General features: G+C 66.0%; 34 protein-coding genes. 17 read left to right on the forward strand and 17 right to left on the reverse strand.

Annotation, left to right across the window (positions count from 1 at the left end):
* Positions 1–40 precede the first annotated feature (40 nt).
* The 5 genes from NO876_RS09445 to NO876_RS09465 all read left to right on the forward strand — a co-directional run bounded on the left by NO876_RS09445 (position 41) and on the right by NO876_RS09465 (position 3,884).
* Positions 41–544: a DUF7549 family protein gene (locus NO876_RS09445; protein WP_256421429.1), complete on the forward strand. Its 504-nt coding sequence runs from the start codon at positions 41–43 to the stop codon at positions 542–544.
* Positions 545–775: 231 nt separating this feature from the next.
* Complete coding sequence (locus NO876_RS09450; RefSeq protein ID WP_345780741.1) at positions 776–1,732, forward strand: mechanosensitive ion channel family protein; 957 nt, start codon at positions 776–778, stop codon at positions 1,730–1,732.
* 94 nt (positions 1,733–1,826) lie between these two features.
* The gene (locus tag NO876_RS09455; protein WP_256421430.1) at positions 1,827–2,798 is read left to right on the forward strand and encodes a DNA-3-methyladenine glycosylase family protein; all 972 of its coding nucleotides are present in this window, start codon (positions 1,827–1,829) and stop codon (positions 2,796–2,798) included.
* 123 nt (positions 2,799–2,921) lie between these two features.
* A complete protein-coding gene (locus NO876_RS09460) occupies positions 2,922–3,395 on the forward strand; it encodes a DUF555 domain-containing protein (protein WP_256421431.1) in 474 nt (157 codons plus the stop codon).
* Between the two features lie 105 nt (positions 3,396–3,500).
* Positions 3,501–3,884 (forward strand): group I truncated hemoglobin, encoded by a 384-nt coding sequence (locus NO876_RS09465; protein ID WP_256421432.1) that lies wholly within the window; start codon positions 3,501–3,503, stop codon positions 3,882–3,884.
* A gap of 127 nt (positions 3,885–4,011) precedes the next feature.
* Here NO876_RS09465 and NO876_RS09470 read toward each other — a convergent pair whose 3' ends face one another.
* Positions 4,012–4,248 (reverse strand): UPF0058 family protein, encoded by a 237-nt coding sequence (locus tag NO876_RS09470; RefSeq protein ID WP_103991319.1) that lies wholly within the window; start codon positions 4,246–4,248, stop codon positions 4,012–4,014.
* A gap of 209 nt (positions 4,249–4,457) precedes the next feature.
* Here NO876_RS09470 and NO876_RS09475 point away from each other — a divergent pair, with 209 nt between their 5' ends.
* Positions 4,458–4,865: a translation initiation factor IF-2 subunit beta gene (locus tag NO876_RS09475; protein ID WP_256421433.1), complete on the forward strand. Its 408-nt coding sequence runs from the start codon at positions 4,458–4,460 to the stop codon at positions 4,863–4,865.
* Between the two features lie 15 nt (positions 4,866–4,880).
* Here the strand turns inward: NO876_RS09475 and NO876_RS09480 are convergent, their stop codons facing one another.
* The 5 genes from NO876_RS09480 to NO876_RS09500 form a co-directional block, all read right to left on the reverse strand.
* Positions 4,881–5,060 carry a DUF7836 family putative zinc-binding protein gene (locus NO876_RS09480; RefSeq protein WP_256421434.1) on the reverse strand — a complete coding sequence of 60 codons (180 nt, stop codon included), beginning with the start codon at positions 5,058–5,060 and terminating at the stop codon, positions 4,881–4,883.
* Between the two features lie 102 nt (positions 5,061–5,162).
* A complete protein-coding gene (locus NO876_RS09485; RefSeq protein WP_256421435.1) occupies positions 5,163–6,158 on the reverse strand; it encodes a transcription initiation factor IIB in 996 nt (331 codons plus the stop codon).
* A gap of 222 nt (positions 6,159–6,380) precedes the next feature.
* Entirely contained in the window at positions 6,381–7,379 is a 999-nt protein-coding gene (gene corA / locus NO876_RS09490; RefSeq protein WP_256421436.1) for a magnesium/cobalt transporter CorA, read from the reverse strand.
* A gap of 46 nt (positions 7,380–7,425) precedes the next feature.
* Complete coding sequence (locus NO876_RS09495; RefSeq protein WP_256421437.1) at positions 7,426–7,590, reverse strand: hypothetical protein; 165 nt, start codon at positions 7,588–7,590, stop codon at positions 7,426–7,428.
* Positions 7,591–7,654: 64 nt separating this feature from the next.
* The gene (locus NO876_RS09500; protein ID WP_256421505.1) at positions 7,655–8,305 is read right to left on the reverse strand and encodes a DUF6517 family protein; all 651 of its coding nucleotides are present in this window, start codon (positions 8,303–8,305) and stop codon (positions 7,655–7,657) included.
* A gap of 189 nt (positions 8,306–8,494) precedes the next feature.
* On the opposite strand from NO876_RS09500, the gene NO876_RS09505 reads away from it, so the two are divergent.
* From NO876_RS09505 to NO876_RS09520, 4 genes are all read left to right on the forward strand, one after another.
* Positions 8,495–8,881 carry a hypothetical protein gene (locus NO876_RS09505; RefSeq protein WP_256421438.1) on the forward strand — a complete coding sequence of 129 codons (387 nt, stop codon included), beginning with the start codon at positions 8,495–8,497 and terminating at the stop codon, positions 8,879–8,881.
* Position 8,882: 1 nt separating this feature from the next.
* Complete coding sequence (locus NO876_RS09510; RefSeq protein ID WP_256421439.1) at positions 8,883–9,275, forward strand: hypothetical protein; 393 nt, start codon at positions 8,883–8,885, stop codon at positions 9,273–9,275.
* A gap of 163 nt (positions 9,276–9,438) precedes the next feature.
* Positions 9,439–9,831 carry a hypothetical protein gene (locus NO876_RS09515; protein WP_256421440.1) on the forward strand — a complete coding sequence of 131 codons (393 nt, stop codon included), beginning with the start codon at positions 9,439–9,441 and terminating at the stop codon, positions 9,829–9,831.
* 2 nt (positions 9,832–9,833) lie between these two features.
* Complete coding sequence (locus tag NO876_RS09520) at positions 9,834–10,253, forward strand: hypothetical protein (protein ID WP_256421441.1); 420 nt, start codon at positions 9,834–9,836, stop codon at positions 10,251–10,253.
* Between the two features lie 13 nt (positions 10,254–10,266).
* Here the strand turns inward: NO876_RS09520 and NO876_RS09525 are convergent, their stop codons facing one another.
* The 6 genes from NO876_RS09525 to NO876_RS09550 form a co-directional block, all read right to left on the reverse strand.
* Positions 10,267–11,712: a hypothetical protein gene (locus NO876_RS09525; protein WP_256421442.1), complete on the reverse strand. Its 1,446-nt coding sequence runs from the start codon at positions 11,710–11,712 to the stop codon at positions 10,267–10,269.
* Between the two features lie 130 nt (positions 11,713–11,842).
* Positions 11,843–12,103, reverse strand: a complete 261-nt coding sequence (locus NO876_RS09530) for a hypothetical protein (protein ID WP_256421443.1) — start codon at positions 12,101–12,103, stop codon at positions 11,843–11,845.
* Between the two features lie 396 nt (positions 12,104–12,499).
* Positions 12,500–12,883 carry a 2Fe-2S iron-sulfur cluster-binding protein gene (locus NO876_RS09535; RefSeq protein ID WP_256421444.1) on the reverse strand — a complete coding sequence of 128 codons (384 nt, stop codon included), beginning with the start codon at positions 12,881–12,883 and terminating at the stop codon, positions 12,500–12,502.
* Between the two features lie 35 nt (positions 12,884–12,918).
* Positions 12,919–13,578 carry a DNA protection during starvation protein gene (dps, locus tag NO876_RS09540; RefSeq protein ID WP_256421445.1) on the reverse strand — a complete coding sequence of 220 codons (660 nt, stop codon included), beginning with the start codon at positions 13,576–13,578 and terminating at the stop codon, positions 12,919–12,921.
* A 211-nt stretch (positions 13,579–13,789) separates the two neighbouring features.
* Positions 13,790–14,659 (reverse strand): sulfurtransferase, encoded by an 870-nt coding sequence (locus tag NO876_RS09545; protein ID WP_256421446.1) that lies wholly within the window; start codon positions 14,657–14,659, stop codon positions 13,790–13,792.
* Positions 14,660–14,711: 52 nt separating this feature from the next.
* On the reverse strand, positions 14,712–15,431 hold the full coding sequence (locus tag NO876_RS09550; RefSeq protein ID WP_256421447.1) for a helix-turn-helix domain-containing protein: 720 nt from the start codon (positions 15,429–15,431) through the stop codon (positions 14,712–14,714).
* Between the two features lie 116 nt (positions 15,432–15,547).
* Here NO876_RS09550 and NO876_RS09555 point away from each other — a divergent pair, with 116 nt between their 5' ends.
* The gene (locus NO876_RS09555; RefSeq protein WP_256421448.1) at positions 15,548–15,784 is read left to right on the forward strand and encodes a hypothetical protein; all 237 of its coding nucleotides are present in this window, start codon (positions 15,548–15,550) and stop codon (positions 15,782–15,784) included.
* A 123-nt stretch (positions 15,785–15,907) separates the two neighbouring features.
* Here the strand turns inward: NO876_RS09555 and NO876_RS09560 are convergent, their stop codons facing one another.
* The 3 genes from NO876_RS09560 to NO876_RS09570 are packed head-to-tail and all read right to left on the reverse strand — an operon-like array spanning position 15,908 to position 18,568.
* Positions 15,908–16,141, reverse strand: a complete 234-nt coding sequence (locus tag NO876_RS09560; protein WP_256421449.1) for a hypothetical protein — start codon at positions 16,139–16,141, stop codon at positions 15,908–15,910.
* Between the two features lie 2 nt (positions 16,142–16,143).
* Entirely contained in the window at positions 16,144–17,145 is a 1,002-nt protein-coding gene (locus NO876_RS09565; RefSeq protein WP_256421450.1) for a cytochrome d ubiquinol oxidase subunit II, read from the reverse strand.
* Positions 17,138–18,568 (reverse strand): cytochrome ubiquinol oxidase subunit I, encoded by a 1,431-nt coding sequence (locus tag NO876_RS09570; protein ID WP_256421451.1) that lies wholly within the window; start codon positions 18,566–18,568, stop codon positions 17,138–17,140. The genes NO876_RS09565 and NO876_RS09570 overlap by 8 nt, the downstream gene beginning before the upstream one ends.
* A gap of 217 nt (positions 18,569–18,785) precedes the next feature.
* Here NO876_RS09570 and NO876_RS09575 point away from each other — a divergent pair, with 217 nt between their 5' ends.
* From NO876_RS09575 to NO876_RS09595, 5 genes are all read left to right on the forward strand, one after another.
* On the forward strand, positions 18,786–18,965 hold the full coding sequence (locus NO876_RS09575) for a DUF8073 family membrane protein (RefSeq protein ID WP_256421452.1): 180 nt from the start codon (positions 18,786–18,788) through the stop codon (positions 18,963–18,965).
* 301 nt (positions 18,966–19,266) lie between these two features.
* On the forward strand, positions 19,267–20,151 hold the full coding sequence (locus NO876_RS09580; RefSeq protein ID WP_256421453.1) for an NOP5/NOP56 family protein: 885 nt from the start codon (positions 19,267–19,269) through the stop codon (positions 20,149–20,151).
* Positions 20,148–20,807: a fibrillarin-like rRNA/tRNA 2'-O-methyltransferase gene (locus NO876_RS09585; RefSeq protein WP_256421454.1), complete on the forward strand. Its 660-nt coding sequence runs from the start codon at positions 20,148–20,150 to the stop codon at positions 20,805–20,807. Before NO876_RS09580 ends, NO876_RS09585 begins: the two co-directional genes overlap by 4 nt.
* Before the next feature lie 82 nt (positions 20,808–20,889).
* The gene (locus tag NO876_RS09590) at positions 20,890–21,966 is read left to right on the forward strand and encodes a glutamate--cysteine ligase (protein ID WP_256421455.1); all 1,077 of its coding nucleotides are present in this window, start codon (positions 20,890–20,892) and stop codon (positions 21,964–21,966) included.
* 52 nt (positions 21,967–22,018) lie between these two features.
* Entirely contained in the window at positions 22,019–22,633 is a 615-nt protein-coding gene (locus tag NO876_RS09595; RefSeq protein ID WP_256421456.1) for a winged helix-turn-helix transcriptional regulator, read from the forward strand.
* 149 nt (positions 22,634–22,782) lie between these two features.
* Here the strand turns inward: NO876_RS09595 and NO876_RS09600 are convergent, their stop codons facing one another.
* Together NO876_RS09600 and NO876_RS09605 are read right to left on the reverse strand one after the other, a co-directional pair.
* Positions 22,783–23,337, reverse strand: a complete 555-nt coding sequence (locus NO876_RS09600) for a sugar O-acetyltransferase (RefSeq protein ID WP_256421457.1) — start codon at positions 23,335–23,337, stop codon at positions 22,783–22,785.
* 113 nt (positions 23,338–23,450) lie between these two features.
* Positions 23,451–24,173, reverse strand: a complete 723-nt coding sequence (locus NO876_RS09605; protein ID WP_256421458.1) for a phosphoglycerol geranylgeranyltransferase — start codon at positions 24,171–24,173, stop codon at positions 23,451–23,453.
* Between the two features lie 192 nt (positions 24,174–24,365).
* Between NO876_RS09605 and aspS the strand changes: the two genes are divergently transcribed.
* Positions 24,366–25,670, forward strand: a complete 1,305-nt coding sequence (aspS, locus tag NO876_RS09610) for an aspartate--tRNA(Asn) ligase (RefSeq protein ID WP_256421459.1) — start codon at positions 24,366–24,368, stop codon at positions 25,668–25,670.
* Positions 25,671–26,051: the final 381 nt, after the last annotated feature.

The following is a 26,051-nucleotide window of genomic DNA, read 5'->3' on the forward strand; positions in this document are numbered from 1 at the left end:
GCTCCGGTAGCTTTTACAGAACTGCCGACGCTGACCCGATATGGTCTGGGTACGCGCCGAGTACGCGGGCGCGCTCGCGGTGGTCTCGACGTGGATCGCCGCGCTCGTCCCCTGGAACGTCACCTACTCGACGGGCGTCTCCGGCGGATCGGTGCTGTTCGTTCGGTTCCCGTTCTTTCAGGTGCGGTACGCCTTCGGGGTGCCGGCCGCCCGCCGCGTCAGCCTCTCCGATCCGCTCTCGGCGACCGCGTTCCAGGCGGGGCAGACGATTCAGGCGGCGTATCAGGTCTGGACGGTCGGCGCGGCCGTGCTCGCGCTCGCGGTCGTCTTCGCGATACTCTACTACCGCTACGAGGACGCCGCCGAGGCCGGACCCGTCGATCCCGTGCGACTCCTCGGGGGCTTGCTGACGCTCGCCGGCGTCGTGCTCGCGGGCGCGACGTACCTGCTCGTCACGCGCGGCTTCCCGGGCGTTCCGATTCCCGTCGGCGTCGTTCTCCTCCTCGTTTTCGGCGGGGTGTTGCTGACCGTCGAACGAGAGTGACCGTCGGTCGCTGCTGGCCGTGGCCGCGGCTCGGTTTCGTCCCCGCTCACCTGTCCGTTTTTGCTCCCGCTCGCTCGCCCGTTTTCGTCCCCGCTCGCCCGCCCGTTTTCGTCCCCGCTCGCCCGCCCGTTTTCGTCCCCGCTCGCCCGCCCGTTTTCGTCCCCGCTCGCCCGCCCGTTTTCGTCCCCGCTCGCCCGCCCGTTTTTTCATCCGCGACGCCCAGACCCGAACGTGGTTCGCCGATCAGTCGGATATCTCGCGCTCGTGGCCGCGGTCGCACTGCTCGTCGTCGCCGGCGTCGTCCGCTCTGCGGCCGTCTTCGCGGACCTCGCCGTCGGCAGCTGGCAGCTTCGCCCCGTGCTCACCCAGGGCCTCCTGACGACGGCCGTTCTGGCCGCCGTCGCCGGGGCGTACCTCGTCGTCGAGTCGGTGCTCGCCGCGCGCGTCTCGAACAAGCGCCGAACGCAGGACGTTCGGAACGTGCTCAGGCTCGGCTTCGGAATCATCGCGGTCGCGGGCGTCGCGGGCGTCCTCACGGCACAGTGGGTCGGCCTCCTGTTCTCGCTGGGCATCGTCGGGTTCGCGATCACGTTCGCGCTGCAACAGCCCTTGCTCTCGCTCGTCGGCTGGCTGTACATCGTCTCGAAGCGCCCCTACGGCGTCGGTGACCGCGTCGAGATCGGCGACAGCCGCGGCGACGTCATCGAGGTGGGCTTTCTCACCACGACGCTGTGGGAGGTCGGCGGCCGGCTCGTCACCTCCGGACAGCCCTCGGGCCGAGTCGTGACCGTCCCGAACGCCGAGGTCCTGTCGACACAGGTCGTCAACGACACGACGCTCTTCGAGTACGTCTGGAGCGAGGTGTCGATCCAGGTCGCCTACGAGACCGACCTCGAATTCGCCCGTGAGACGATGATCGAGGAGGCGACCGCCCACCTCGGCGACGAGATGCGCCGCGGGGTGCAGACCTACCGCAGTCACCTGGACCGGACGGCGGTCGACCTCGACGTCCGCGAGGGGCCGACCGTGAACGTCGTTCAGCGGGAGTCGTGGGTGGAACTCCGACTCCGGTTCCTCTCGCCGTCGCGTCGGGTGACGCGCAACCGGAACGCGCTGTACGAGCGGATCCTCGCGCGGTTCAACGAGGAACCCGACCGCGTGAAGTTCCCGGTGAGCCGGCACCGCTGATCGCGCCTCTCGTCCGGCACCGCTGCTCGAGTCTCCGACGAATCGGGACCGCTGATCGAAACCGGCATACGCGCCGCGTCCCTCCCGACTGTCGATGACGTCCGAACCCGGCGTGCGTGGTGACGGCGACGCCGACGCACCCGCCGAACTCGAAACCGGCGCGATTCCGCTCTCGGAAGTCGCCGGCCCGTTCGACCTGCAGGCGACGCTGGAGAGCGGCCAGTCGTACCTGTGGGACCGCCCGGACGGGGGGATGTACGAGTCGATGGACGTCCGCGGCGGCGACGCGTGGTACCGGACGGTCGTGCCGCCGATCGACGGCGTCTCCGAGGAATCGATCGTCGTGCGAGTCCGCCAGCGCGACGACGAACTGGAGTGGGTGGCGACCGCCGACCCCGTCCCCCTGCTGCGACACCTGCTCCGCCTCGACGACGACCTCGACGCGATCTACGCCGCAGCGCCCGACGAGGACCTCTTCGAGCGCGCGTTCGACGCCTACCGGGGAATGCGCCTCGTCCGCGATCCGCCGTTTCCCTGTCTGGTCTCGTTCATCTGTTCCGCGCAGATGCGCGTCTCCCGAATCCACGGGATGCAGATGTCGCTCGCCGACGCCTTCGGTGACCGTCACGGCTTCGGCGGCGAGACCATCGCCGCGTTCCCGACGCCCGAGCAACTGGCCGCCCGCGAGGAGGCGGAACTGCGCGACCTCAAGCTCGGCTACCGCGCGCCGTACGTCCGAAAGACGGCCGCGATGGTCGCCGAGGGCGAGGCACACCCGCGCGAGGCGGCCGGTCTCGAGTACGAGGAGGCACGCGAGTACCTGACGCAGTTCGTCGGCGTCGGCGACAAGGTCGCCGACTGCGTCCTGCTGTTCTCGCTCGGCTACCTCGAGGCCGTCCCGCTCGACACGTGGATCCGGAGCGCGATCGCCGATCACTTCCCGGACTGCGACCGCGGGAACTACGCGGCGACCTCCCGCGCGCTCCGCGAACGCCTGGGCGGCGAGTACGCGGGCTACGTGCAGACGTATCTATTCTACTACCTGCGGGCCCGCGGCGACGAGTGATCGCCCTCGGTCGAACGGCTCTCGGTCCGTAGTTTCGTCCTCGAATCGTTGCCGACGGACGTCGTCCGCTCCCGTCTCTCGACGGGCGAACCTTTGATGCCGCCGGCGCTCCTACGTTCCAGTATGGACTGCAGAGTCGTCGTCGAGGCCGCCATTCCGGTGTACGACGTGACGACGCCCGACGAGGCGATCCGCATCGCCATCTCGAAGACGGGCGAGATGCTGAACCCCGACCTGAGTTACGTCGAGATCTCGATGGGGTCGCGGACGTCCCCGGACGGAGAGGAACTCCCCCCGGCGTTCATCGCGGCCGACGAGGCGCTCGTGGCCCTCGAACTGGAGATGACTGTCTTCAACGTCGAACAGGAGGAACACGCCTCCCGAATCGCCCGCAAAGAGATCGGCCAACGGCTCGAGAACGTCCCGCTGAAGATCCTCTCCGTCGAGCCAGTCGAGAGCGAGGACGAAAACGACGAGTCGAACGAGGAACCGTCGGTCGACGAGTCGTCCTCCGACGGGGACGCGGATGATTCGCAGACGGACGACGACGGCGACGACCTCATCCCCGAGTTCGACGACCTCGTCGACGGCGACTGATCGACCGCTGCGATTCTTCGCTCGTCCGGAACGGACGTCCGTCCGAAGGAACGACCGCGCGACGCAGTCGTCACGCTCGTGTACTTCGAGCGATCACGTCAGCGTATGACGGGAGAAACCCTGTACGAACGGCTCGGTGGACACGACGCCATACGGGCCGTCGTCGACGATTTCTACGACCGACTGCTCGACGACGAGGAACTGGGTCCGTTCTTCGAGAACGCGGACGTCGAGCGACTCCGGCGGACGCAGACCGACTTCCTCTGTGAGGCCGCGGGGGGGCCGGAGACCTACGATGCCGAACCGGTCCGAGAGGCGCACCTCCACGTTCCCTTCACCGAGGAACACATCGAGCGCGCGGTCGGACACCTCTCGAACAGCCTCGACGCGTTCGACGTGCCCGAGTCGGACGCGGAGAAGGTCATCGGTGCCGTCGCGGCCTACCGCGAGGAGCTTCTGGCCCGACCGAACGACGACGGAGCGGAGTAGTTCCTGGCGTGTCAGTTGCGAGGCGTTCGTCGCGTAGCGAGGTCTGTGGGGGGTCTCTCGTGGGCTCGCCCGACGCTGTCGCTGGTCGGTACGTAACGGTCGTGGAGGATGCGGCGAATCGACGTATTCAGTCGGCAGTGGCCGCGACGCGGTCCTGCTCGACTTCCTCGAACGAGGAGGTGATTCCCTTGACGAGTTTGAAAACAGCGGCCTTGTGATCGGTCTTCGATTTGTGGATCGATGTCGGTCGAACGCCGAGTTCGTTGTACGCTTCGAGTGATACGTCGTCGTCTTCCCACGCTTCGACCTGGGTGTGTACCTCTGCAAGCAGGCCGTGAAGATGGATGAGCTCCTGCTTCTTCATGAGCAATGCTGAGTAGAGACTGGAAGACTATATTACTATCCTGAGTCTCGTTAACACGGGACTCCCGAATTTCCGCTCGAAACGCCCCGATTCGCCCGAATCTCCGTCTTCAATTATGAAGAATCGATCGAGAACCGCGCCGACGGCATCGTCACCTCGCGAGCGGTCGTATATGAACGCTTTACACGACGCGCCACGATAGCTCGGGTATGGACTACGAGGATCAACTCGATCGAGCACTCGAACAGTCGCCGGACATCACCGACAGCGGCGGGCGGTTCGAGGTCCCGGACCCCGAGGTCCGACCGGAGGGACACGTCACCGTCTGGGAGAACTTCGAGGCGGTCTACGATCGGCTCGCGCGCGATCCGGACCACCTGGTCCGGTTCATGCAGTCCGAACTCGGGACGAGCGCGCAGATCGACGACCGCGGGCGCGCGCGTTTCACCGGCGATTTCAAACAGCGGCGAGTCGCCGACGCGCTGGACACGTACGTCGAGAACTTCGTCATCTGCAGCGAGTGCGAGTCGCCGGACACGCGACTCGTCGAAGAGAAGGGTACGACGGTGTTGAAGTGCGACGCCTGCGGGGCGCTCTCGTCCGTCCCCGACCTGTAGGGTCGGACGTCGACGTCACTCGAACTGTTTTACGGTACTCAGGTCGCGTTCGGTCCGCATGAACTCCGCGAGCCGACGCGTCGCGCCGCAGGACGAACAGGTGAAGTTTTGACGGTGATCGGGCAGCGAAGTCGGTTCCGCCTGCCAGTCTTTCGTACACTCGGGACACAGCAGTCGGACAAACGCTTCGACCATAGCGTACTCGACTCTCGGTACGTCAATAAAGGTTGGTACGCGGGTCTCCCCGTGTCGCCGTCGAGGCGAGACAGATGTCCCGAAGCCACGGATATCCGAGAGTTATGCCAGTACGCCGCCGGCGTCTTCGGCTTCGAGCAGCTCCTTGTACCGGTTTCGGATCGTGACTTCCGAGACGTTCGCGACGTCGCTGACCTGGCTCTGGGTCACCTTCTCGTTGGTGAGCAGGGCGGCCGCGTACACCGCGGCGGCGGCGAGGCCGACCGGCGATTTCCCGGAGTGGATCGCCGCGTGCTTCGCGTTGCGGAGGAGCTGTCGCGCCTGGCGCTCGGCCTCGTCGGAGAGGCCCAGATCCGAGGCGAACCGAGGGACGTACTGCTCGGGGTCCGCGGGCTCGACCTCCAGTTTGAGCTCCCGGACGACGTAGCGATACGTCCGCGTCAGCTCCATCTTGTCGACCCGCGAGACGTGCTCGATCTCGTCGAGTGAGCGCGGCGTCCCGGCCTGTCGCGCCGCGGCGTACAGCGCCGCGGTCGCGACGCCCTCGATGGAGCGGCCGGGGAGCAGGTCCTCGCTGAGCGCGCGGCGGTAGATGACCGAGGCCGTTTCCCGGACGTTCTCGGGAAGGCCGAGTGCCGAGGCCATCCGGTCGATCTCGCCGAGGGCCTGCTTGAGGTTGCGCTCCTTCGAGTCGCGCGTGCGGAACCGCTCGTTCCAGGTGCGCAGCCGCTGCATCTGCTCGCGCTGTCGCGACGACAGGGAGTTGCCGTAGGCGTCCTTGTTCTGCCAGCCGATGTTGGTCGACAGCCCCTTGTCGTGCATCAGGTTCGTCGTCGGTGCGCCGACGCGCGACTTCCGGTCCCGCTCGGCGCTGTCGAAGGCGCGCCACTCGGGGCCGCGGTCGATCGAGTCCTCGTCGACGACGAGGCCACAGTCCGTACAGACGGTCTCGCCGTGGGATTCGTCGCTGACGAGCGTGCCGCCGCACTCGGGGCAGACCTGCTCTTCTTCGCGTTCCTCGCGCTGTTCCTCCTCGGCTCGCTCCGCTGTTCGTGCGTCGCGTTCCTCGACGTGGTTTCGGGTTCGTGTGTCATTCATGGGTTGGTGGGCGCGTCCGAGCCGGCAGAAAGGAAAAAGACGGGCCGGCTGACACTGACCTTACCATCAGTAAGTCCCAGAAGTATTTAAACCTTTCTACACATCTATAACCATTGATATGGCGATATACGCCGTTATTGGGCGATTTTGCGGACTCTGGATGGGGATCTCAGAGGGGACCTGAGACTATATAGCCGTTTCGCTGTCAACGACTCGTCGAACTTAGATCCATCCCTCTCGACGAAAATGAATGAGGAGGATCGCGGTGACGAGCGCCATTCCGACGACGACGGCGGGATACGCGTAGGGCCAGGTCAGTTCCGGGAGGTTCGTCGCGTGCTCGCCGAAGTTCATCCCGTAGACGCCGACGACGAACGTCAGGGGGATGAAAATCGTCGCGACGACGGTGAGCCGCTTCATCACCTCGTTCGTCGATTGTGAGACGACGTTGAGGTAGATGTCCCGCGTGCCGCGCGTGAGGTCGCGGTACGTCTCGGTGAGATCGACGATTTCGACGAGGTGGTCGTAGACGTCGCGGTAGTACTTCTCGGTCGACTCGCCGACCGCGTCGATGCCGCCGCGCGCCAGCACCCCGACGGCCTCCCGCATCGGCCAGACTACCTTCCGGAACGACAACAGGTCGCGCCTGACGCCGTTGAGTGCCTCGATGAGCGTCTCGTCCGGCGTCGCGAGGATCGCCTCCTCGATCTCTTCGATGGTGTCGCCGACGGTGTCGAGCAGGTCGAAGTAATCGTCGACGGCGTGGTCGATCACGCGGTACGCCGCGAAGTCGGGGCCCTGCTTCAGCGTCCGGCCCTCCTGGTTCTCCACCGACTGCCAGATGTCGGAGACCACGGGGACGCGGTCGTCCTCGGCGGTCACCGTTACGAGCCACCCGTCGCCGAGAAACAGCCCGATCGGCTGGGTTCGGACCTCCTCGTCGAACGTCGTCTCGCCGCGTTCGAGCGCCACCGTCTTCACCAGAACGAACGTGTGGTCCTCGAACTCCTCGGTCTTGGGCCTGACGCCGCCCCGCACGTCCTCCAGTTCGAGCGGATGCAGCGAGAACGCCCTCGTCAGGGACCGTTCCTCTTCCGGCGTCGGCGTACTCACACGGACCCACGTCGTCCCCGGCGCTTCCCGCGCGGCTTCGAGGTCGGCCTCGCCCTCGATCGTTCGATGCTCGACGCCTCCCGCGTCGTAGACGAGCGCGGAGATCACGCGGTCTCACGCTCCGCTCCGAATCGCCGCGTTGACCGTCTGGCCGTCACGCTGCCTCACCGCCCCCGTACCCGATCCCGTAGAGTGTCACGCCGACCATCACCCCGACGATGCTCGCCGAGCGCCCCGGATACGGCGCAGCGATACCGATCGCATAGCCCGCGACGGCGAGGACGGTGAGCAGGATGCCGGCTACCCGCGTGCGTCGCATACTACACACTCTTCGGAGTGAGAACAAAAGCGTTGTTCGGCTCCGTCACCCCGAGCGGCGGGACTCACTCAGAAACCGGATGTTCGATCGCGCGCATCATCGAGAGCACGTTCTCCTCCTCGCCGTCGAGCTGCTGGGGGTACACGCCGAGCGCGAGGACGAAGTCGTCACCGTCGCGGTACTTCGTCACGTGGACGAAGACGTCGACCTCCTGTCCCTCTATCGTCGCCGTCGCTGAGAATTTCGTCACCGTCGTTTCAGTCCCCTGAACGGTGACGTTCTGCTCGCTCACCCGTTCGATGTCGCTCATCCCCGAGTACTGCTCCTGGACGAACTGGATCAACCGCGCGTTCGAGTAGCTCCCGATGGGGTTGAGCGTCCGCCCGGCGATTTCGACCGCCGGCGTGGAGACGACGGTGAAGACGCCGACATCGGCCTCACCGATCGGCCCGAGTTCGACGCTCTTTCGGTAGTCTGTCAGGTGGTTCGTCGCGACGACCTGTCGTTCCTGTCCGGCGACCTCGAAGCTCTCGTTCACCTCGAGCGTCCGGGTGTCGTTCAGCTCGTACCCCGCTTCCCGGGCGGCCGATTCCTCGACGGCCGCGGGATCAGCGGAGACCGTGAGCGGCTCTTCACCCGTGAGAAGGCCGATACAACCACTCGTTGCCAGCAGGAGCGCGACCGCGACGGCGGCCAGCGCGCGACGGTTCGATATCACGTCTGGGTGTACTCACCTGACTGGGTTTAAATTCGTGGGTCGGGGTCGTTCCCGTCGACCCGCGGGAATTCCTCGTCTGCGGCGTCCGCCGTCACGCGCGACGGGAGCAACGTCGGCCACTCGCACTTCTGGAACCTCTCCGGGGCGCTTAATATCTCTCGTGACGGCGATACGGACGTCAGCGCTATGAACGTCGGACGGAGCGCCTGGGTGGTCGTCGGCAGCCTCGTGCTCTGTGCGGGGCTCACGCTCGTCGGTGTGAACGCGTTCGCCGGACGCCTGTGGCGCGTCGTCGCCGGCTTCGCGCTCTTCGTCGTCGGATACCGCGCGATGCAGTACGGCGTCCACGGCTGGCCCGCGATCCGCACACTGCGGGACACGTCTGACGGGCTCGCGGACCTCCTCACGCAGGGGGGCGGGCTCGCGGCGTCGGTGCTCCTGGCCGCGTACGGGTTCGTGCTTATGGGACGCGCCGTCCAGACGGCGGAGACGACGCCGATGCTCCTCTCGGGCGTCTCGGTCGTCCTCGGGTACGTCATCGGCCACCGGGTCGCGAACGACGAGGTGCTGTGAGATGAGCCGACGACACTCCTCGATCGAATTCCTCGGCGGCCTCCTCGCGGCAGTCGTCGGGCTCACCGCCGCCGTCTGGGGGTCGGCCCGGGGGTGGTCGTCTCCCGACGTGTTCCTCGCCGTCGCGCTCTCCTGGAGCGGGTACCTGTTCGCCCACCGCGGGGCGACGGGCCGCTTCGTCGACGCGCCCGGGACCGGCGAGGACCCGAACGTCCCGGCGTCGCGGACGAAGCGCCTCGGCGTCGTCGCCGCCGGCCTCTGTATGGCGCTCGCGTTCCCGGTCGGCATCCACGCGCTCGTCGCCGACTCGGTTCTCCTCCTGGGCGCGGCGGCCACCGCGTTCGTCGGGGGGTACGCCTCCGGTCACTGGCTGTTGACCGGGACCGCGTTGTAGCACCCTCGCAACCGACTCGTCGCACACTTCGGAGCCGACTCGTCGCACACCTCGAAACCGACTCATCGCACGTTTCGGAGCCGGCGCGTCGAACGACCCACCCGTCTTTCGATCCGGCATCCGGAGGTTTATGTGGGCCGACAGAAATCGACCGACGAACAGTATGCAGCGGAGGTGGGCACCCGTCGTCGCCGGAAGCGCGCTCGTCGTGGCGGGGTCGAGCGTCGCCGGTCTCTACTCGTTCAGGGGCGACGTCCCGGTCGTCTTCGTCGGGTTCTGCCTGTTCGTCGCGGGCTACTTCGTCGCGCGCGACGGGTGGGCCGTCCTCTCGCCGTTCGAGTACGCGCTCGGCGGCGTCGAATCGTCGGTTCGAACGGAGCACCCGCTGATCCGCGGCGGGCTCGGGCTCGTCGGGATCTTCGGGATCGCCGCGGGGGTGACGCAGTTCTCCCTGACCGTCGTCGACCCCAGCGTCGCGGGCGCCGTTCGGGCCGGCGTCTACAGCGTCGGCGGCTACGCCTGGACCCACGTCGTCATCCACCAGAGTCTGTTTTAAATATGACATCGACAGTTCCCCTCGATCGCCGGCACGCCGGATTCCTGCTCGGACTGGCGGCGACGTCCGTCGGCCTCTCTTCGGGGTTCATCTGGGCCTCCGAGGGCCGCACTGCTCTCGTCGTCGCGGCCGCGGCGGCCGCGTGGTTCGGCTATCTCGCGGCGCACTACGCGGTCACCGGACGGCTGCTGGACAGCGAGTCCCGATCCACCGACGGCCTCGGCGGACGCGAGGCGCTCGACCTGGAGGCGGCCTGGCAGTACGGCGCGGTCGTCCTCGGCGTCGGCGTCCTCATCTCGGGGATGGTCATCGGCGCGGTCTACATCAACCGCGGCGATCACGTGCTCACCAACCTCGGCGGCGCGCTGTTCCTCGGCGGGTACGTGATCGCCCACTACGGTGCGACGCGCGAACTGCTCTGACCGTCGAGGAGAATCACGTCAGCGACAGCAGCGAGAGGAGGACAGAGAGGACGTCGATCGAGAACACGGTGACGAGCAACCGATCGTTGATCGGCCACTCCGGGGCGTCCCGGTAGGTCTGGAGGGTCTCGATGTCCTCGCGGGAGCGCCCCTCTGGCGATCGCTCGCGCTGGATCTCCCGCCGCTTGTCCCGGACCATCTTCCGGTGGATCTGCCAGAACGAGAAGTACAGCCAGATGGCGATCACGGCGCCGTAGACCGCCACGGGGACGGCGTAGCTCACCGCCCAGATGACCGGGTCCCAGGCCGTCAGTGACGCGGCCGTGTTCGGACTCAGCGGGTCCCGCGACCCCTGCACGTGAAGCCGGTACGCCAGGTACACGCCGGCCAACACCAGGAGCGAGTTGACCCGCGTCGCGAACCGGCCGAAGTCGCGGAACCCCCCCGCGTCGTCCTCGTGGCCCGGGATGTATCGGAGGGTGATCCCGTCGTCACCGAGCAACTCGTTGAGAAACCGGACGAGTAAGACGAACTGCACCGCGACCACGACGATGACGACGTCGACGGCGGTCACGACGAGCAGCGTCGTCGGCGTGTCGAGCACGAACGGTCCCCGGCTCACGGTCCAGATCCCGACGAACTGGACGACGAACAGGACCGAAACGAGCAGTACCGCGGGCACGCCCCAAATGGTGAGGCCGAACGCTTCTCGGAAGCGCCTGAGGAACTCCTCCCTGTAGGCTTTCTTCGTCGCGTCAGTCCTGAACAGGTCCGATCGGTGAAGGTCGGTGAAGAGACTCTCGGTCCGGCGCATCCCGTCGTACACCAGCGGCCCGCCGACGTAGATCAAGAGGAGAAACCCGAAGCTGTAGACCACGTTCGGCTCCAACGCGTCGGGCGGTCGGTAGTACACCGTCCAGGCGCTCCAGACGGCACCGACGAGCAACAGCGTCAGAACCCCGTAGACGAGACCCGCGTGTAGGAGTTCGACCGTGATTCCCCGAAGCCTGTCGTCGCCGTCCGCCGAGCTGAAAATGAACGCGACGAGGGCGACGATGCCCAACCAGAGCGCCCCGAGCCCGCCGACGGCGACCGTCACGACTCCGATCCGGCCGGGAAAGAGCTGTTCGACTCCGCCCAGGTCGGTGAGCGCCGCTTGACTGAGCAACAGCAGGACTACGGCGGTGACGACCAGCGGTGCGTGTCGCAGCGCGTACGTCAGCGCTCGTCCGACGTGCCACGCCCAGGCGGATCTGTCCCCTTCGTCGCCGAAGTCGAACATAAAGGGCAGTTCGTCCGTCGTATCCAGCGGATTCAACGAGCAGAACTCGTGAAAGTGGGCCGGACTCCGCTCGGGGCGGTCGACGTCCCACTCCCAGAGCGAATCGACAGTCCCGTCGGTCGTGGCCCTCTCGTCAGTGGCGGCCGCGTCGTCCGCGACGACTGTGTCGTCGTTCACGGTTCAGCCCACCACACTCCGACACCCTCGCATCGTTTCGTTCGGATGATACTCCCCCCGTGACGACACTAATACTTTGCTTCGCGACGACGACATCTCACGGTCCCCCGACTGGGACGGGACCGCCGGGCTACGTTGCCATCCGGACCGACACGAGGACGGTCGGAACGACGATAGGTATCGTCAGGATAGCGCCTGTTATCACCACGAACGGTGCGACGCCGCCCACGGGATACGAGAGGAGACCGACCGTCACCCAGTTGACGACGCTGACCATCACCGCGTACGATACCGCGGCGAGCAATACGACCACGCTGAACGATCCGGTGACGATCCCGGCGATACGCCCGCCGGACACGCCCCCAGCTTCTGTGTTTCCTTCGTCGTCCATCTTCTATTAGGTCCGTAATATTGTTTATTTAGTGCACTATTATATCAGTTAGTATCCCGTCTTTCGTCGCGTCCGAGCAGCGAGGGAACGATATTTGGCCTCCGCTCTGCTCTCCCGTGGGCCGACGAGAAGCTCGAGCGGAGCGTTCGATGGCGTATCCCGGTAGGTTTGCATCGCCTCCATCACAACCTATTCGTCGACGTATGAGGTGTCGCCTCTCTATGGGCGGCGTTGAATACCAGACGCAATCGAACCCTGAAAACGATCCGATCAGGGTCCGCTACTGCCGGAGGCGACGACCGCGACGGCCCCGATCGGACGGTCGGTTGTAACTATTCACCGACAGTCACGGTGCCGAAGGAGCGATCGACGGTACGAGACCACGACCGACCCCCATCAGTCTCCCAGTTTAGCGTTTCCGGGGGGTTTGCCGCGATCGGCGCGGTGTTCGAGGAGGTCGTCGTACTGATCGACGACGACGGTCGTATCGGCCCGGGGCTTCGCCGTGCAGGTGAGCACGAAGCCGGCCTCGCGGTCGCCGTCGTCGTACCGACGAGCGCTGGGATGGACGACGTCGCCCTCGACGAGTCGGGCGGCACAGGTGATACACCAGCCCTGCTGGCAGTCGGCCGGGAGCCACACCCCCGCCGAACGCGCGGCCGCGAGTATCGTCTCGTGTTCGGCCACCTCGAGTTCGACGGTTTCGCCGGCCGCGTCCAGGGACGACTCGTCCGGCACGACGACGGTGACAGTCCACGTGGCGTTCGCTCGTCGCGTCATACCGGACGGGAGCCCGTGGGTCCGGTCATTCCCGCTCAGGCCGAGTCGTTGAACCGGTTGTTCGTCGAATACGGCGCGTCGCCGGGTTCGCCGCGGGCGAAGTGACCGGCCGGGTTGATCTCGCCGTCGCGCTCCTTCGAGAGGAGTTCGATGAACCAGGCCTCGTGGTCGATCTCCTCGTTGAGGATACGCTGTGCCATATCGTAGGTCCGCGGGTCCGCACCTCGAGTCATATCACAGATCTCCGACCAGGTCCGGATCGCACAGCGCTCGGCCTCCAGGAGGACCTCGAGAATGTCCTCGACTTCGAGATCCTCGGTATCGAAGCCGCCGTCGTCGTCCATCGGCGTCGGCACCTCCGCGTCGGGACAGGACGCGCGGTCTGCGAACTCGCGGATGTCGTTCGGCAGCGATCCCTCGAGTTCGTACACGCGCGGGACGACCAACTCGAAGTGCGCCCGGTCCTCGAGTCGCGCGTCCTCGGTGATCTCCTTGTAGTCCTCCTCACCGGCGAGGTGCATCCGCAGGTTCGTGTAGTAGTAGTACGTCGTGAACTCCGCGCCGATCGCGTCGACGAGTTTCTCGCGGAGTTCCTCGGGGTCGACGCCCCGCTCGCGGATGACCTCCATACCGACTCGTTTGCTCGTATCGCCCGGCTCGACACCGCTACTCGCGTGCTCTTTCTCGTCGGACATTGCAACAGGACGTACCGCCGGAAGAGGCATCACCGTTCGTTTGTCACTCGACAACCGTATCCCTCAGCTGACGGTACCTGCGTCTCTCGGCGTTTTTGCCGCGGTTTCGTGGTATCGGCTTCCCCCCGAACACGCGTTCTCTCTCCGAGGTGGTGGTACAAAAACAGCGGTCAGCGGATCCCGTCGACGAGCGCATCTGCGAGCGACGGCATCACTCACCGGTCTCGATCGGCGTCCCGATCATATTGCCCCACTCGGTCCAGGAGCCGTCGTAATTGCGGACCGACTCGTAGCCGAGGAGCTCCGAGAGCGCGAACCACGTGAGCGACGACCGCTCGCCGATGCGGCAGTACACGATGATATCGTCGCTCGGCTCGACGCCGTGTGAGCGGTACACGTCCCGAAGCGCTGACGGGGGTTTGAAACGCATATCGGGCCGGACGTTATCGGCCCAGAACACGTTCTTCGCGCCGGGAAGGTGTCCACCGCGCATCGCGGTCTCGTTCATCCCCGGCGGGGCCGTTATCTCTCCCCGGTACTCCTCGGGGAGCCGAACGTCGACGAACACCGTCTCCGTCCCGATTGCGTCCAGTACGTCCTCCCGAGAGGCCCTGATGGAGGGATCGGCCGGCGGCGACAGCGGTTTTCCGTACTGCACCGTCGGAGGGCTGACCGACGCTGTCGACAGCGGGTACTCGTGGTCGACCCAGTAGCCGCGGCCACCGTCCATAACTCTGACGTCGGGGTGGCCGTAGTACGTGAGCTGCCAGTACATGTGCGCGGCGAACCAGTTCGAGTCGTCGCCGTAGACGACAACCGTCGTCTCGTCGGTGATACCGCAGGCCCCCAGGAGTTGTTCGAGTTCGTCGGGGCCGACGATGTCGTGACGCTCCTCCGATCGGAGATCCGTCTCCCAGTCGATCTTCACAGCCCCTGGGACGTGCCCGGCATCGTAGAACGCCGTGTTGACGTCGACTTCCAGCAGTCGGTACCCGGGGTCGTCGGATTCGAATCGGTCAAGTCTGTCTACGACCCAGTCGGGAGAAACTAACACGGACTCGGGGTACGGGGATGCAGTCATACTGCTCCTCTCGTTGGCGCGGTCTCTGAGGCTGATCTGTTCGTATTGAGCATCATAATTCTTGATCGACAAAGGCTTTTGCGAGCTCGGCGGTCGCGCGTCGGAGCCGGTACGACACCGTCGATCGCGGGAGCCCCAATTCGGTGGCGAGTTCGTCCAACGTGATTTCTCGGGGCGTCTCGAAGTAGCCGCGGTTCACCGCCGCGGTCAGTACCTCCCGCTGTTCGGCGCGGATCCCGCTCGGGGACAGCAGCCGACTCTCCCACTGTTCGAGTTCGGTCAGGTGATCGAACGAGAACTGGAGCCCGTCTGCGAGTCGTCCGCTCACCGTGTCGTACAGCATCCCGACGTTCTCGTCGTCCTGGACGAGGACGTGCCACTGGGCCGTTTCTCCGGAGCGAGTCCGCCTGAACAGCACGCCGTCGGAGAAGTACTTGACGGCGATGAGCGGGATGGCGTCACAGTACGACACGTCGGAGACGTAGGTGTACGTCATCCGCTGCCGGCTCCTGTCGGTTATTTGATTCACTTGCCGAGTCGCTTTACAGGACCGTCCGCTGACGGAGTACCGATCGAGCGATTCGTCGAGTAACAGCTCGTCGACCGCCGCCAGATCCTCCGGATCGCCGGTGACCAACTCCAAGACCCACATCTTCGAGGGATCCAGACACGCGTAGAGCGCCTCGGATCGGAGCGACTCGCGATCGATGAACTGATCCGTGTACTCGTCGGCACCGACGTCGTAGGTGATCGTGAAGCTAAAATCGTACATATCTGTGGCTGTGAGGCGGAGAGACGCCGGTACCGACGTCGCCGATTGCTGTGCTCTCAGGACTTGTACTACGCCAAGTTGAAGCGTATGTCCGTTCGGTGCATAGCGTCTCGTGTATGCGCGTACTCGGTGTGATCAGGCGTCGAATCGTGGCGGCACTCCGGTGTCGACTCTGCCTCCCGGCGGCCGTCGCGCTCGCGATCGCGACCGCCGGAGTCGGATACGGAGTACTGTACGACGACATCGTGACGGCGCTGGGTGCCTTGTTGTTCGTGCCGAGCGCGGTTATTCTGTTCGGCGTCGCCAGCAGACGGAGCGAGGGACTGGACCGGGTTCCACGCCGACCGAGTTGATCGGCTCGACGTTCGTGACGGCCTCCGGCGTCGGTCTCCGTCTCTGATCGACTTGCAACACCGACGCGGCGGCGGTCGCGTCCCGGGTGAACACTCCCGTCGGAAGGCCCCGGCAGGCAGGTGTCACCGCACATCGGGGATCCGGTCGACGACCAGTCGGTCGACGTTGTACATGAAGACCCCCACGAGCGCGAGCACCGTCAGTAGATAGCCGATCAACTGCGGCGGCCCGGACACGACCTCTCCGAACAGTGCGCCCGCGAACCCGACGGCAACGAGTTCGACCCAAGTGACGATGATGCGAGAGGCTAACCGCACGCGGGTGTCCGTCTCGGTTGACGACGTCTGCTCCGTCATCCTCAGTACGCCTCCTCCGCCGATATCGGGCCGCTAAAGGCCGAGTAGAGCACGACGAAGTACGCCGTGACCAGCGGTAGCAACAGCGCCGCGCCGATCGACATGAGATTCAGGGGGAGCGTCGAGACGATCGCTTCGCGAATCGTCGCGCCGGTCGCGGGATCGATCGCCGGGTACATAACGAGTGCGACCACGGAGACCAGCCCGTAGGTGAGGCCGGCGGCCGAACCGAGCGCGGCCAGGTTCGCGCCGCGGCGGAGCGCGACGACGTACCCGACGGCGAGGCCGACAGCGGCGAGTACCAGGGCGACGACGGAGGGCGTCACAAGCGCGTCGGGTCCGTTCGGGAGTCGGACGGCGAGCAGCGCGAGCGTCGCCACCACCGCGAGGAGATAGCCGACCGCCGCCGCGATACCGTACTGAACGACTCTCTCGGGCAGGCGTCGGCCGGCCTTCAACCGGAGGAACGCGGCACCGGAGACGACGGTCAGGAGCGTGACCGCCACGCCGACGACAACGCCGACGAGAGTGAGCGAGCGGGCGCTCCCGGCGAGCCAGTTTCCGGCGAACACGCCGAGCAGGAACGGGGCGAGGACGCTCCCGGCGACGAACGAACGCCCCCACCAGCGCTGCCACGTCGGATCGTGGCGCTGTTCGTACATCTCGGGGGCGAGGCCACGTAATATGAGAGCCCCCAGGATGCCGAACATCAGGAGATAGTGCCGGCTGAAGAGGTCGGCGTACACCGAGGGAAACGAAGCGAAAAGCGCCCCGCCGAACACCACGAGCCACACTTCGTTCCCGTCCCAGAACGGACCGATGGCCGCGAGTACCGCTTCACGCTCGGTGTCGTCGTCGAGCGCGGCGAATATCGCGCCGGCGCCGAAGTCGAACCCGTCGAGGAACAGGAACGTGCCGAGCATCACGAACAGCAGCGCGAACCACAGCTCCGGCAGTGGGAGCCCGAACAGCGGTCCGCCTCCGAGTGCGACGAGACTAGTCATCGTTCGTCACCCCCGAAGACGCGACCTCCCCCGTCGGCGGCGTGCTCGATCGGAGCGCCTCGAGCGGTGGCGGCCCGCTCCGGATGATTCGCGCCACGACGTAGGTGTACAGCGCGAGCAAGCCGAGGTACACCACCGCGAACCCGCCGAGCGTGAGCGTCGCTTCGGTGCCGGTCAACCCCGGCGAAACGCCCTCGCTCGTCCGCATCACCCCCTGGATGACCCACGGCTGCCGGCCGACCTCGGTGACGATCCACCCCAGTTCGGTGGCGAGGATCCCCAGTAGTGACGACGCCATCAGCGCCTTGTGTAAGAGGCCGTCCTCGAACAGTTCCCCGGAGTACCAGCGGTAGCCGCCCCAGAACGCCAGCAGGACGAACCAGAACCCGAGACCGACCATCGCGCGGAAGGCCCAGAACACGATCGCGACCGGTGGGGCCTCGGTCTCGAACGAGTTCAGGCCGCGTATTTCGGCGGTCGGATCACCCCCGCTAGCGAGCCACGACGCGCCACCGGGGATCCCGATCCCGAACAGTTCCTTGGCTCTCGGGTTCGTGATGTCACCGAGGTCGGTCGGGACCGCGATGATGTACTCCGGGACGTAGGAGTCGGTCTCCCAGACGGCCTCCATCGCGGCGAACTTCTGCGGTTGCGTCTCGGCGACGTGCCGACCGTACATATCGCCGTGGAGGACCTGCAGGGGTGCCGTGAGGAGCAATCCGACGAGCGCGATCTTGAGCGTCGTCTCCCAGAAGTCGACGTCCTCGACCTGATATCCCCACACGTGGTGCCGGAAGACGTAGTAGGCCGCGACGCCGGCCATGAACAGCGCGACCGACTCGACGGCCGCGTTCTGCATATGGACGAACATATAGCCGAACCGCGGGTTGAGATACGCCGCCACCGGATCGACGAGGTGGACGACCTGCTGTCCGTTCTCCGTGACGAGTTCGTACCCCCGCGGCGTCTGCATCCACGAGTTGGCGATGAGGATCCACACGGCCGACAGCCACGTCCCCAGGCCGACCGCGACGGCGGATATCATATAGAGGGCGTCCCCGACCTTCTCCCGGCCGAAGACGAACACCCCCAGGAACGTCGCCTCCAGCATGAACGCCATCATCCCCTCGACGGCGAGCGGGCCGCCGAACAGCTCGCCGGCGGCCGTCGAGAACGCCGCGAAGTTGGTCCCGAACTCGAACTCGAGGACGATGCCCGTGACCGTGCCGACGACGAACGAGATGGCGAATATCTTCGTCCAGAAGCGCCGTAGACGCTCGTAAATCGGCTTTCCGGTCCGGATGTCCTTCCAGGTGAAAAAGACGATGAACGGGGCCAAGCCCATACTCATCACCGGGAAGATGATGTGCACGATGGTCGTGAGGGCGAACTGAAGCCGGCTTGCGATAACTGGATCGATCATTGTTGGTGGGCGGCGAAGACGGCGATCGGGCGAACACGTCGGACTACGGACCGGGACAAATTAACCCCCACTTTGTCGTGTGACAACGACGATTCCGTTCCATCTCCCCGGTCACGAAACCCGACGAAGTATCGACGTCGAGAGGCCACACGAGTGGACACGAGCGTTGTCGCGTGCCAACAACGCGGTTTAGCCGGTTGCTCGCCGAACGCTACGTATGGACACACGTCACGCCGTTCTCGTACTCGTGCTCGTACTCACGGCCGTTATGACCATCCGCGGAATCGTCGCGGCCGCGAGTGGCGACATAGGAACCGTCGGCCGACAAGTCGTGGTTGGTGCACTCCTGCTCGTCTTCGGTATCGGTCTCTACAGGCGGTGGACGCACCTCGGTTGAGACGGGCTGTTTCCGTCTCTCCGGCAGCCACCCGGTCGTTTGCAGGGTCTTTTCCGCACCGTTCCTGACGATTCTCCTCCCTCGCTAAACAGTAACGGGTTGGACCGGACAGTTGCCCGTTCGCCGTCTGCTGACCGCCGCTTCTGTATCTCGCATATGAATCCTGTACGCGGGTAATTCGACGGACTGAACGGGCTGCGAGTCCGCTGTGTCGGAAGAGCCGTAGATCGCGTACAGACTGACTCCAACGGGGACAACTCCGTTCGCGAATACATATACGGGTCCATCTTCAAGGGATCTTATGAGCGGCTCAAGTCCCGAACAAACGGGATGGTTCTCAGACCTCGATCCGGGAGATCTCGAAGCGGCGACCACCGCGATCTCCGAAGGGGAAGCCGACCGACCCGAGCATTGGCCAACACGAGCCGTCCAATCGGGCTTCGCAACCGACGAAGACGACTACTACGAGGCCCTCCACGAGGCGACGCTCGTTGCGACTCGCGAAGCCGTCCGATCTCGCGAGCGGGCGGACGACCAGCAACTCACCCACGCGATCAGAGCGATGGACGACACGGAACGAACCGCGAACGAACTCGCCGAACGACTCGCGGAGTGGGCCGGATCGCTCGCGGAACGATCCGGTTCGGACAACGGGACTCGATCCACCGACGCCCTCGGCGGCATCGACGGGGCGCGCGCAGTCACCGAGTGGACGCCGCAGTCGCCGGCCGAAGAGCGGGTCGTCTCGCTCGCTCGGCGGGTCGTCGACCTCGACGACGAGCGCGCGGAGCTCCGGTCGTTCGTCGAGTCGCACGCGCCGGAGGTGGCCCCGAACCTCGCCGCGATGGCCGGCCCGGTCCTCGCCGCGCGGCTGCTCTCGCTCGCCGGTGGACTGGAGTCGCTGGCGAAGAAGCCCGCCGGGACGGTGCAGGTGTTGGGCGCGGAGGACGCGCTCTTCGCCCACCTCCGCGGACGCGGGTCTTCGCCCAAACACGGGGTCATCTTCACGCACGAGTACGTCCGCGGGACCCATCCGGACAACCGTGGGTCGGCCGCGCGGGCGTTCGCCGGGAAACTCGCGATCGCGGCCCGAATCGATCACTACTCCGGCGAGTACAAGCAGTCCGTCCACGACGACCTCAACGAACGGATACGAGCGATCCGCGAACGGGAGGTCGGCGAATGAGCCTCGATCTTCCGACAGGCGTCGAACGGCGACGGTTCGACGGGAGAGGCCGACTCGCAACTCGGGGCGACCCCGTGTACGGCGAGCCGCAGGATGCGGACGGCTGGCGGGCGTGGGACGCGGGTCGCTCGAAGCTCGGCGCGATGCTGGAACTGGGGATGGACGTCGGTCTCGTTGGCGGCGAAGGGGTCCTCTATCTCGGGGCGGCCTCGGGGACGACCGTCTCGCACGTCGCGGACTTCGCTGGGCCGACGTACGCCGTCGAGTTCGCGCCGCGGCCGACCCGTGATCTCCTCTCGGTCGCGGAGTCGCGACCGAACCTCTTCCCCCTCCTGAAGGACGCCCGCGAGCCCAGAACCTACGCCCACGTCGTGGAGGCCGACCTCGACTGCATCGTCCAGGACGTCGCGACCCGCGGACAGGCAAGGGTCGCGCTTCGGAACCGACAGTTCCTCGCCTCGGACGGCCGACTGCTCGCGGCGATCAAAGCGCGGAGTGAAGACGTCCTCGACGATCCGGAGACGGTCTTCGAGAACACCCTCGAAGCACTCCGGGAGGGCTATGAGATCCTCGAAACCCAACGGCTGGACCGCTTCCACGACGACCACCTCGCGGTCGTCGCCGAGCCGCGGAGCGAGATGGCGGCCGAACGGTGAGCCGGCCTCCGCGACCCCGGCTGGGCGACGCGTTCGCCGCGGCCCGCGACATATTTAATCGGCCGCCGCAAACCACGGGGCGATGGAGCTAGGGTCGGCGGACGCCTTCGACCGGATGGGTACCCTCGGCGTCGAGGAGGAGTTCTACATCGTCGACGAACGGGGCCGCCCGACGTCGGGTATCTCTGATCTCGTCTACGATCACCCACCGACGGGGATCCTCGAGGATCGAATCGACCACGAACTGTTCCAGTTCACGATCGAGACGCAGACGCCGTTAATCGAGGAGGTCGGCGGCGTCGAAGCGGTGGTACGCGACGTTCGGGAGGCGCTCGTCGACCACGCGGCCGAACACGGGTACCGGATCGCGGCGGCCGGTCTCCACCCGACGGCCGAGTGGTACGAACTCGACCACGCGACGAAGCCGCGCTATCAGTCGCAACTGGACCGGATTCAGTACCCCCAGCACCGGAACACGACCTCGGGCCTCCACGTTCACGTCGGCGTCGACGGCGCCGACAAGGCGACCTGGATCGCGAACGAGCTCCGGTGGTACCTCCCGCCACTGCTCGCGCTGTCGGCGAACTCCCCGTTCTGGTGCGGGTTCGACACGGGGCTCTCCTCCGCTCGGGCCAAGATCTTCGAGGCGCTTCCCAACACGGGAATGCCGACGCACTTTGCGGACTTCGCGGCCTACGAGCGCTTCGAGCGCCGGATGGTCGAACTCGGCTCGATCGAGGACCGCGGCGAGCTCTGGTACGACGTCCGGCCCCACACCGGCCACGGGACCGTCGAGGTTCGGACGCCGGACGCCCAGACCGATCCCGCCGCCACGGCCGCGTTCGTCGAGTACGTCCACGCCTTGGTCGAGGACCTCGCCGCGCGCTACGAGGACGGCGAGTCGGGGACGGACGTCCGTCGAGAGATCCTCGACGCGAACAAGTGGCACGCGATGCGCTACGGCCGGGACGCGGCGTTCATCACGCGCGACTGCGAGGACACGATCACGGTCGAAGAGTTCGTCGCGGCCGAAACCGATCGGCTCGCGACCGACGCGCTGCGTCGACTCCTCGATACGGAGAGCGGCGCGGCGCGGCAGCGACGCCTCCACCGCGAGTCGGGGTTCGACGCGCTCTGTGAGGCGCTCTGTCTAGAGTGATGGCTGAGAAAGGCTTTTGGCCGCCGAGTTTTGACCTTTTGGGTAGAACACGATGTCTCCTGACGAGCCAACAGACGAGAGCGACGGGAGTGGTATAGACGTCGAACACGTCGTCGAGGACGTTGACGACGACTCCGAGGAGGGGGCGCGAGCGCGACTGGAGGCCGAGGCCGACCGCGCCGTCTCGGAGTTCGACGAGGGGATCGTCGACCTCCTGGCGTGGCTGCTCGACACGGAGACGCGGGCGCGGATCTACGTGTACCTGCGCAAGAACCCCCACTCGACGAGCGAGGAGGTGGCCGACGGGACGGGGCTGTATCCGAGCACCGTCCGAGAGGCGCTCGCCGAACTCCACGAGGAAGAGACCGTCGCGCGTCGCAAGCGCGAGAGCGCCGGAGCGGGCAACAACCCCTACGAGTACACGGCGATCGCGCCGAGCGATCTCGTGCGCAGCGTCGCCGAGCAGGTCCAGTCGGAGCTGAACACGGTGTTCAACCTCGACCGTCGCCTCGGCGGGTCCGAGGACGCCGGCGACGACGCCGACACCGGGCCAGTGAGTATCACCGTCGAGGACGCGAGCGACACGACAGCGGAAGCAGGTGACGACACCGCAGAAGAAGTAGGTGATGCAGAGAAAGACGGGAGCGGGACGGAGAACGACGGCTGAGTCCGGGGGCGGCGCAAAGACACACGCGAGATAGTGTCGGCGACGGAAGCGACGCCAGTCGGGACTGGTCTCCCCGTAGCGGGCGTGCGTTGTCGCTCACTGGACCGCCCGACGCGTACGATCGGATAGGCAGTCCGTTGCAAACGCGACTACAGTTCCTTCACTACCGACGCCGGATTGCCCTGTACGACTACGTTCTCCGGGACGTCGCGCGTCACGACCGCGCCCGACCCGATGACGCTGTCGTCGCCGACGGTGACGCCGGGATTGACGACCGCTCTCCCCCCGATCCAGACGTTGTCTCCGATCGTGACCGGTTTCCCGTACTCCAGCCCCTCGACCCGTTCGCTCGCATCGAGTGGGTGCGTCGCCGTGTAAATATGGACCCCCGGTCCGAGCATACAGTTCCGTCCGATCTCGACGCGGCAGACGTCCAAGACGACGCAGTCGAAGTTCGCGAAGAACCCCGAACCCACGTGGATGTTGTAGCCGTAGTCACAGCGGAACGGCGGCTCGACGTAGCTCTCCGCCCCGAGCGTTCCGAAGAGTTCCGCGAGCAGCTCTCGGCGTCGCTCGTCGGCTTTCACTTCCGTACGGTTGTACTGGCTCGTGAGCCGGCGGGCGCGTTTCCGATCCGCGACGAGTTCGGGATCACGGGGATCGTACAGATCTCCCCGCAGCATCTTCTCCCGTTCGGAGTCCATACTCTTCGGCCGTCCCGGATCCAAATAGTGGTTTCTGCGAGTGGGCCTGTCACTCGTTCCTGACGCTCGGCTGTTCGCTCTGGCAAAATGCCGAAAAAACGTCACCAGCGGCGCTACTCGACGACCGCCTCGGCGTGCGCGTCTTTGACGCCCTCGACGGTCTCGCGGACGGCGTCGACGCCCTCGTCGTGGAGGAGGTCGCCGACGACGATCGTGTCCGCGTGTTTGCCCATCTCGTAGGCCGCGTCGTAGTCGCCGATGCCGCCCCCGTAGAACAGCGACGCGTCGTCGAGCGCGTCGCGGGCGGCCGAGACCTTCTCGGTGTCGCCGAACGTCCCCGAATACTCGACGTAGACGATCTCCTGACCGAACATCTTCTCGGCGACGGCGGCGAAGGAGGCGACGTCATCGGCGGTCTGATCGGTGTCGGCCTCGGTCAGCTCTGCGACGGAGGCGTCCGGGTTCAGGACGATGTACGCCTCCGTGTACGTCCGGTCCCAGTCGAGCGGCCCGTCGATCCGGACCCACTCCTTGTGCGCGCCGGTGACCCAGAAGGACGACTCGGCGTTGAACACCGTCGGGATGAGGTAGCCGTCGAGATCCCCCGATTCGATCACGACGCCGGGGTTCGAGGGCTCCTGGTAGAGCGGGACGTCGTAGCGCGAGCACGCGTCGACGACCCGTTCCATCTTCTCGGTCGTGATGTCGAGCGTCCCGCCGATCTCGATCGCGTCAGTCCCCGTCCGGCAGACGTCCTCGAACGTCTCGCCGTCGACGAGGTCTTTGTCCGGGTCCACTTTCAGCACGTGGTCCCACTCCGTCCAAGGCCCGGTCATTGCAGGTACGTCTCCCGGGGAACGTTAAAAATGGCGCGGAAGCGGGCACCGACTGCCCGAATATGCGGTCCGAGCGGATTCGGACAGCGGCTCTCCACCGCGGTTCACCATCTCGTGGTCGCCCGTGCGGGAACGACACACCCCGCGCCCGAACCGACCGTTTTTAAGACCGGGCGGCAGGAAACAGGGAGTATGAAAGGCAGAACCTACACGGCAGACGCCGAGCCGGGCGAGGCGGTCACCGTCGCCGGCTGGGTCCACGAGGTGCGGGACCTCGGCGGGATCGCTTTCCTCATCCTCCGGGACAAGTCGGGGAAGATCCAGATCAAACTCGAGGAGGACTCGATGGACGAGGAACTCGTCGAGACCGGCCTCGGCGTGGCCCGCGAGAGCGTCGTCACCGTCTCCGGCGACGTGAAGGAGGAGCCGCGCGCGCCGACGGACGTGGAGATCGTCCCCGAGTCGATCGAGGTGCTCGCCGAGTCCGACACCGAACTGCCGCTGGACCCCTCCGGGAAGGTCGACGCCGAACTGTCGACGCGGCTCGACAACCGGACGCTCGACCTCCGGAAGGAGGAGGTGAAGGCCATCTTCGAGATCCGCTCGGAGGTCCTCCGCTCCGCCCGCGACGCCTTCCGCGACCTGGGCTGCACGGAGATCAACACGCCGAAGATCGTCGCCACCGGGACCGAGGGCGGCACCGAGCTGTTCCCGATCACGTACTTCGGCGAGGAGGCGTTCATGAACCAGTCGCCGCAGCTGTTCAAGCAGCTGATGGTCGGCTCCGGCCTCGAACGCGTCTTCGAGATCGGGCCGATCTTCCGCGCCGAGGAGCACAACACCCCCCGGCACCTCAACGAGGCGACGTCGATCGACTTCGAGTCGGCGTTCGTCGACCACACCGAGGCGATGGACGCCTGCGAGCACGTCGTCAAGAGCGTCTACGGGGGCGTCGCAGAGAACTGCGAGCGCGAACTGGAACTGCTCGGTCTCGACGAGGAGTTCGAGGTCCCCGAGGGCGACTTCCCGCGGCTCACCTACGAGGAGGCCATCGAGCGGATCAACGCGACGGGCGAACTCGACGAGCAGCTCGTCTGGGGCGACGACCTCCCGACCGAGGGCGAGCGCGCGCTCGGCGAGGACGTCGGCGAGCACTACTTCATCACCGACTGGCCCTCGGAGATCAAGCCCTTCTACATCAAGGACCACGACGACGACGAGCAGCTCTCTACGGGGTTCGATATGATGCACCCGCGGATGGAACTCGTCTCCGGCGGGCAGCGTGAGCACCGCTACGACCGCCTCGTCGAGGGATTCGAGCAGCAGGGCCTCGACCCCGACCAGTTCGAGTACTACACGAAGATGTTCAAGTACGGGATGCCGCCGCACGCCGGCTGGGGTCTCGGCGGCGAGCGTCTCGTGATGACGATGCTCGGCCTCGACAACATCCGCGAGGCGGTTCTGTTCCCGCGGGATCGCCAGAGACTGAGCCCATAGGCGAAGTCTCTGGGAGCCAGCGAGGCGAGCGAAGCGAGTCTCGCAGGACCGGCAACGCCTGAGCCCGTAGAGCGAAGGCGTTCCTGTCGAGCGGGAGCAGCGAGCAAATCTTCGATTTGCGAGTGAGTTCCCGCGCGACCGGCAGCGTCTGTCGCCGTAGGCGACGACGCGGACACGAGCGCGGGAGTTCGTCGGACGAACGAAGTGAGTCCGACGGTGTTCCCGCGAGACCGCCAGCGGCTGAGTCCGTAAGACCGAAGACTTGGTGGACAGCGAGACGAGCGCCAGCGAGTCTCGCAGGACCGGCAACGCCTCAACCCGCAGGCGACAACACTGCTTCCAGCGGAACTCCCGCTGTCCCGACTACTCATCTCTCTTATT

The organism is Halobellus rarus, from assembly GCF_024494595.1.
Classification (GTDB): domain Archaea; phylum Halobacteriota; class Halobacteria; order Halobacteriales; family Haloferacaceae; genus Haloquadratum; species Haloquadratum rarum.

Excerpts from the sequence above, each read along its gene's own strand:
- NO876_RS09485 (WP_256421435.1), bottom strand. The coding sequence starts at position 6,158 with ATGAATGACACACGAACCCGAAACCACGTCGAGGAACGCGACGCACGA.
- NO876_RS09530 (WP_256421443.1), bottom strand. The coding sequence starts at position 12,103 with ATGGACGACGAAGGAAACACAGAAGCTGGGGGCGTGTCCGGCGGGCGT.
- NO876_RS09515 (WP_256421440.1), top strand. The coding sequence starts at position 9,439 with ATGCAGCGGAGGTGGGCACCCGTCGTCGCCGGAAGCGCGCTCGTCGTG.
- NO876_RS09580 (WP_256421453.1), top strand. The coding sequence starts at position 19,267 with ATGAGCGGCTCAAGTCCCGAACAAACGGGATGGTTCTCAGACCTCGAT.
- NO876_RS09520 (WP_256421441.1), top strand. The coding sequence starts at position 9,834 with ATGACATCGACAGTTCCCCTCGATCGCCGGCACGCCGGATTCCTGCTC.
- NO876_RS09575 (WP_256421452.1), top strand. The coding sequence starts at position 18,786 with ATGGACACACGTCACGCCGTTCTCGTACTCGTGCTCGTACTCACGGCC.
- aspS (WP_256421459.1), top strand. The coding sequence starts at position 24,366 with ATGAAAGGCAGAACCTACACGGCAGACGCCGAGCCGGGCGAGGCGGTC.
- NO876_RS09595 (WP_256421456.1), top strand. The coding sequence starts at position 22,019 with ATGTCTCCTGACGAGCCAACAGACGAGAGCGACGGGAGTGGTATAGAC.
- NO876_RS09585 (WP_256421454.1), top strand. The coding sequence starts at position 20,148 with ATGAGCCTCGATCTTCCGACAGGCGTCGAACGGCGACGGTTCGACGGG.
- NO876_RS09600 (WP_256421457.1), bottom strand. The coding sequence starts at position 23,337 with ATGGACTCCGAACGGGAGAAGATGCTGCGGGGAGATCTGTACGATCCC.
- NO876_RS09505 (WP_256421438.1), top strand. The coding sequence starts at position 8,495 with ATGAACGTCGGACGGAGCGCCTGGGTGGTCGTCGGCAGCCTCGTGCTC.
- NO876_RS09475 (WP_256421433.1), top strand. The coding sequence starts at position 4,458 with ATGGACTACGAGGATCAACTCGATCGAGCACTCGAACAGTCGCCGGAC.
- dps (WP_256421445.1), bottom strand. The coding sequence starts at position 13,578 with ATGTCCGACGAGAAAGAGCACGCGAGTAGCGGTGTCGAGCCGGGCGAT.
- NO876_RS09535 (WP_256421444.1), bottom strand. The coding sequence starts at position 12,883 with ATGACGCGACGAGCGAACGCCACGTGGACTGTCACCGTCGTCGTGCCG.
- NO876_RS09590 (WP_256421455.1), top strand. The coding sequence starts at position 20,890 with ATGGAGCTAGGGTCGGCGGACGCCTTCGACCGGATGGGTACCCTCGGC.
- NO876_RS09480 (WP_256421434.1), bottom strand. The coding sequence starts at position 5,060 with ATGGTCGAAGCGTTTGTCCGACTGCTGTGTCCCGAGTGTACGAAAGAC.
- NO876_RS09495 (WP_256421437.1), bottom strand. The coding sequence starts at position 7,590 with ATGCGACGCACGCGGGTAGCCGGCATCCTGCTCACCGTCCTCGCCGTC.
- NO876_RS09560 (WP_256421449.1), bottom strand. The coding sequence starts at position 16,141 with ATGACGGAGCAGACGTCGTCAACCGAGACGGACACCCGCGTGCGGTTA.
- NO876_RS09565 (WP_256421450.1), bottom strand. The coding sequence starts at position 17,145 with ATGACTAGTCTCGTCGCACTCGGAGGCGGACCGCTGTTCGGGCTCCCA.
- NO876_RS09445 (WP_256421429.1), top strand. The coding sequence starts at position 41 with ATGGTCTGGGTACGCGCCGAGTACGCGGGCGCGCTCGCGGTGGTCTCG.
- NO876_RS09460 (WP_256421431.1), top strand. The coding sequence starts at position 2,922 with ATGGACTGCAGAGTCGTCGTCGAGGCCGCCATTCCGGTGTACGACGTG.
- NO876_RS09570 (WP_256421451.1), bottom strand. The coding sequence starts at position 18,568 with ATGATCGATCCAGTTATCGCAAGCCGGCTTCAGTTCGCCCTCACGACC.
- NO876_RS09470 (WP_103991319.1), bottom strand. The coding sequence starts at position 4,248 with ATGAAGAAGCAGGAGCTCATCCATCTTCACGGCCTGCTTGCAGAGGTA.
- NO876_RS09605 (WP_256421458.1), bottom strand. The coding sequence starts at position 24,173 with ATGACCGGGCCTTGGACGGAGTGGGACCACGTGCTGAAAGTGGACCCG.
- NO876_RS09555 (WP_256421448.1), top strand. The coding sequence starts at position 15,548 with ATGCGCGTACTCGGTGTGATCAGGCGTCGAATCGTGGCGGCACTCCGG.
- NO876_RS09455 (WP_256421430.1), top strand. The coding sequence starts at position 1,827 with ATGACGTCCGAACCCGGCGTGCGTGGTGACGGCGACGCCGACGCACCC.
- NO876_RS09550 (WP_256421447.1), bottom strand. The coding sequence starts at position 15,431 with ATGTACGATTTTAGCTTCACGATCACCTACGACGTCGGTGCCGACGAG.
- NO876_RS09510 (WP_256421439.1), top strand. The coding sequence starts at position 8,883 with ATGAGCCGACGACACTCCTCGATCGAATTCCTCGGCGGCCTCCTCGCG.
- NO876_RS09465 (WP_256421432.1), top strand. The coding sequence starts at position 3,501 with ATGACGGGAGAAACCCTGTACGAACGGCTCGGTGGACACGACGCCATA.
- NO876_RS09545 (WP_256421446.1), bottom strand. The coding sequence starts at position 14,659 with ATGACTGCATCCCCGTACCCCGAGTCCGTGTTAGTTTCTCCCGACTGG.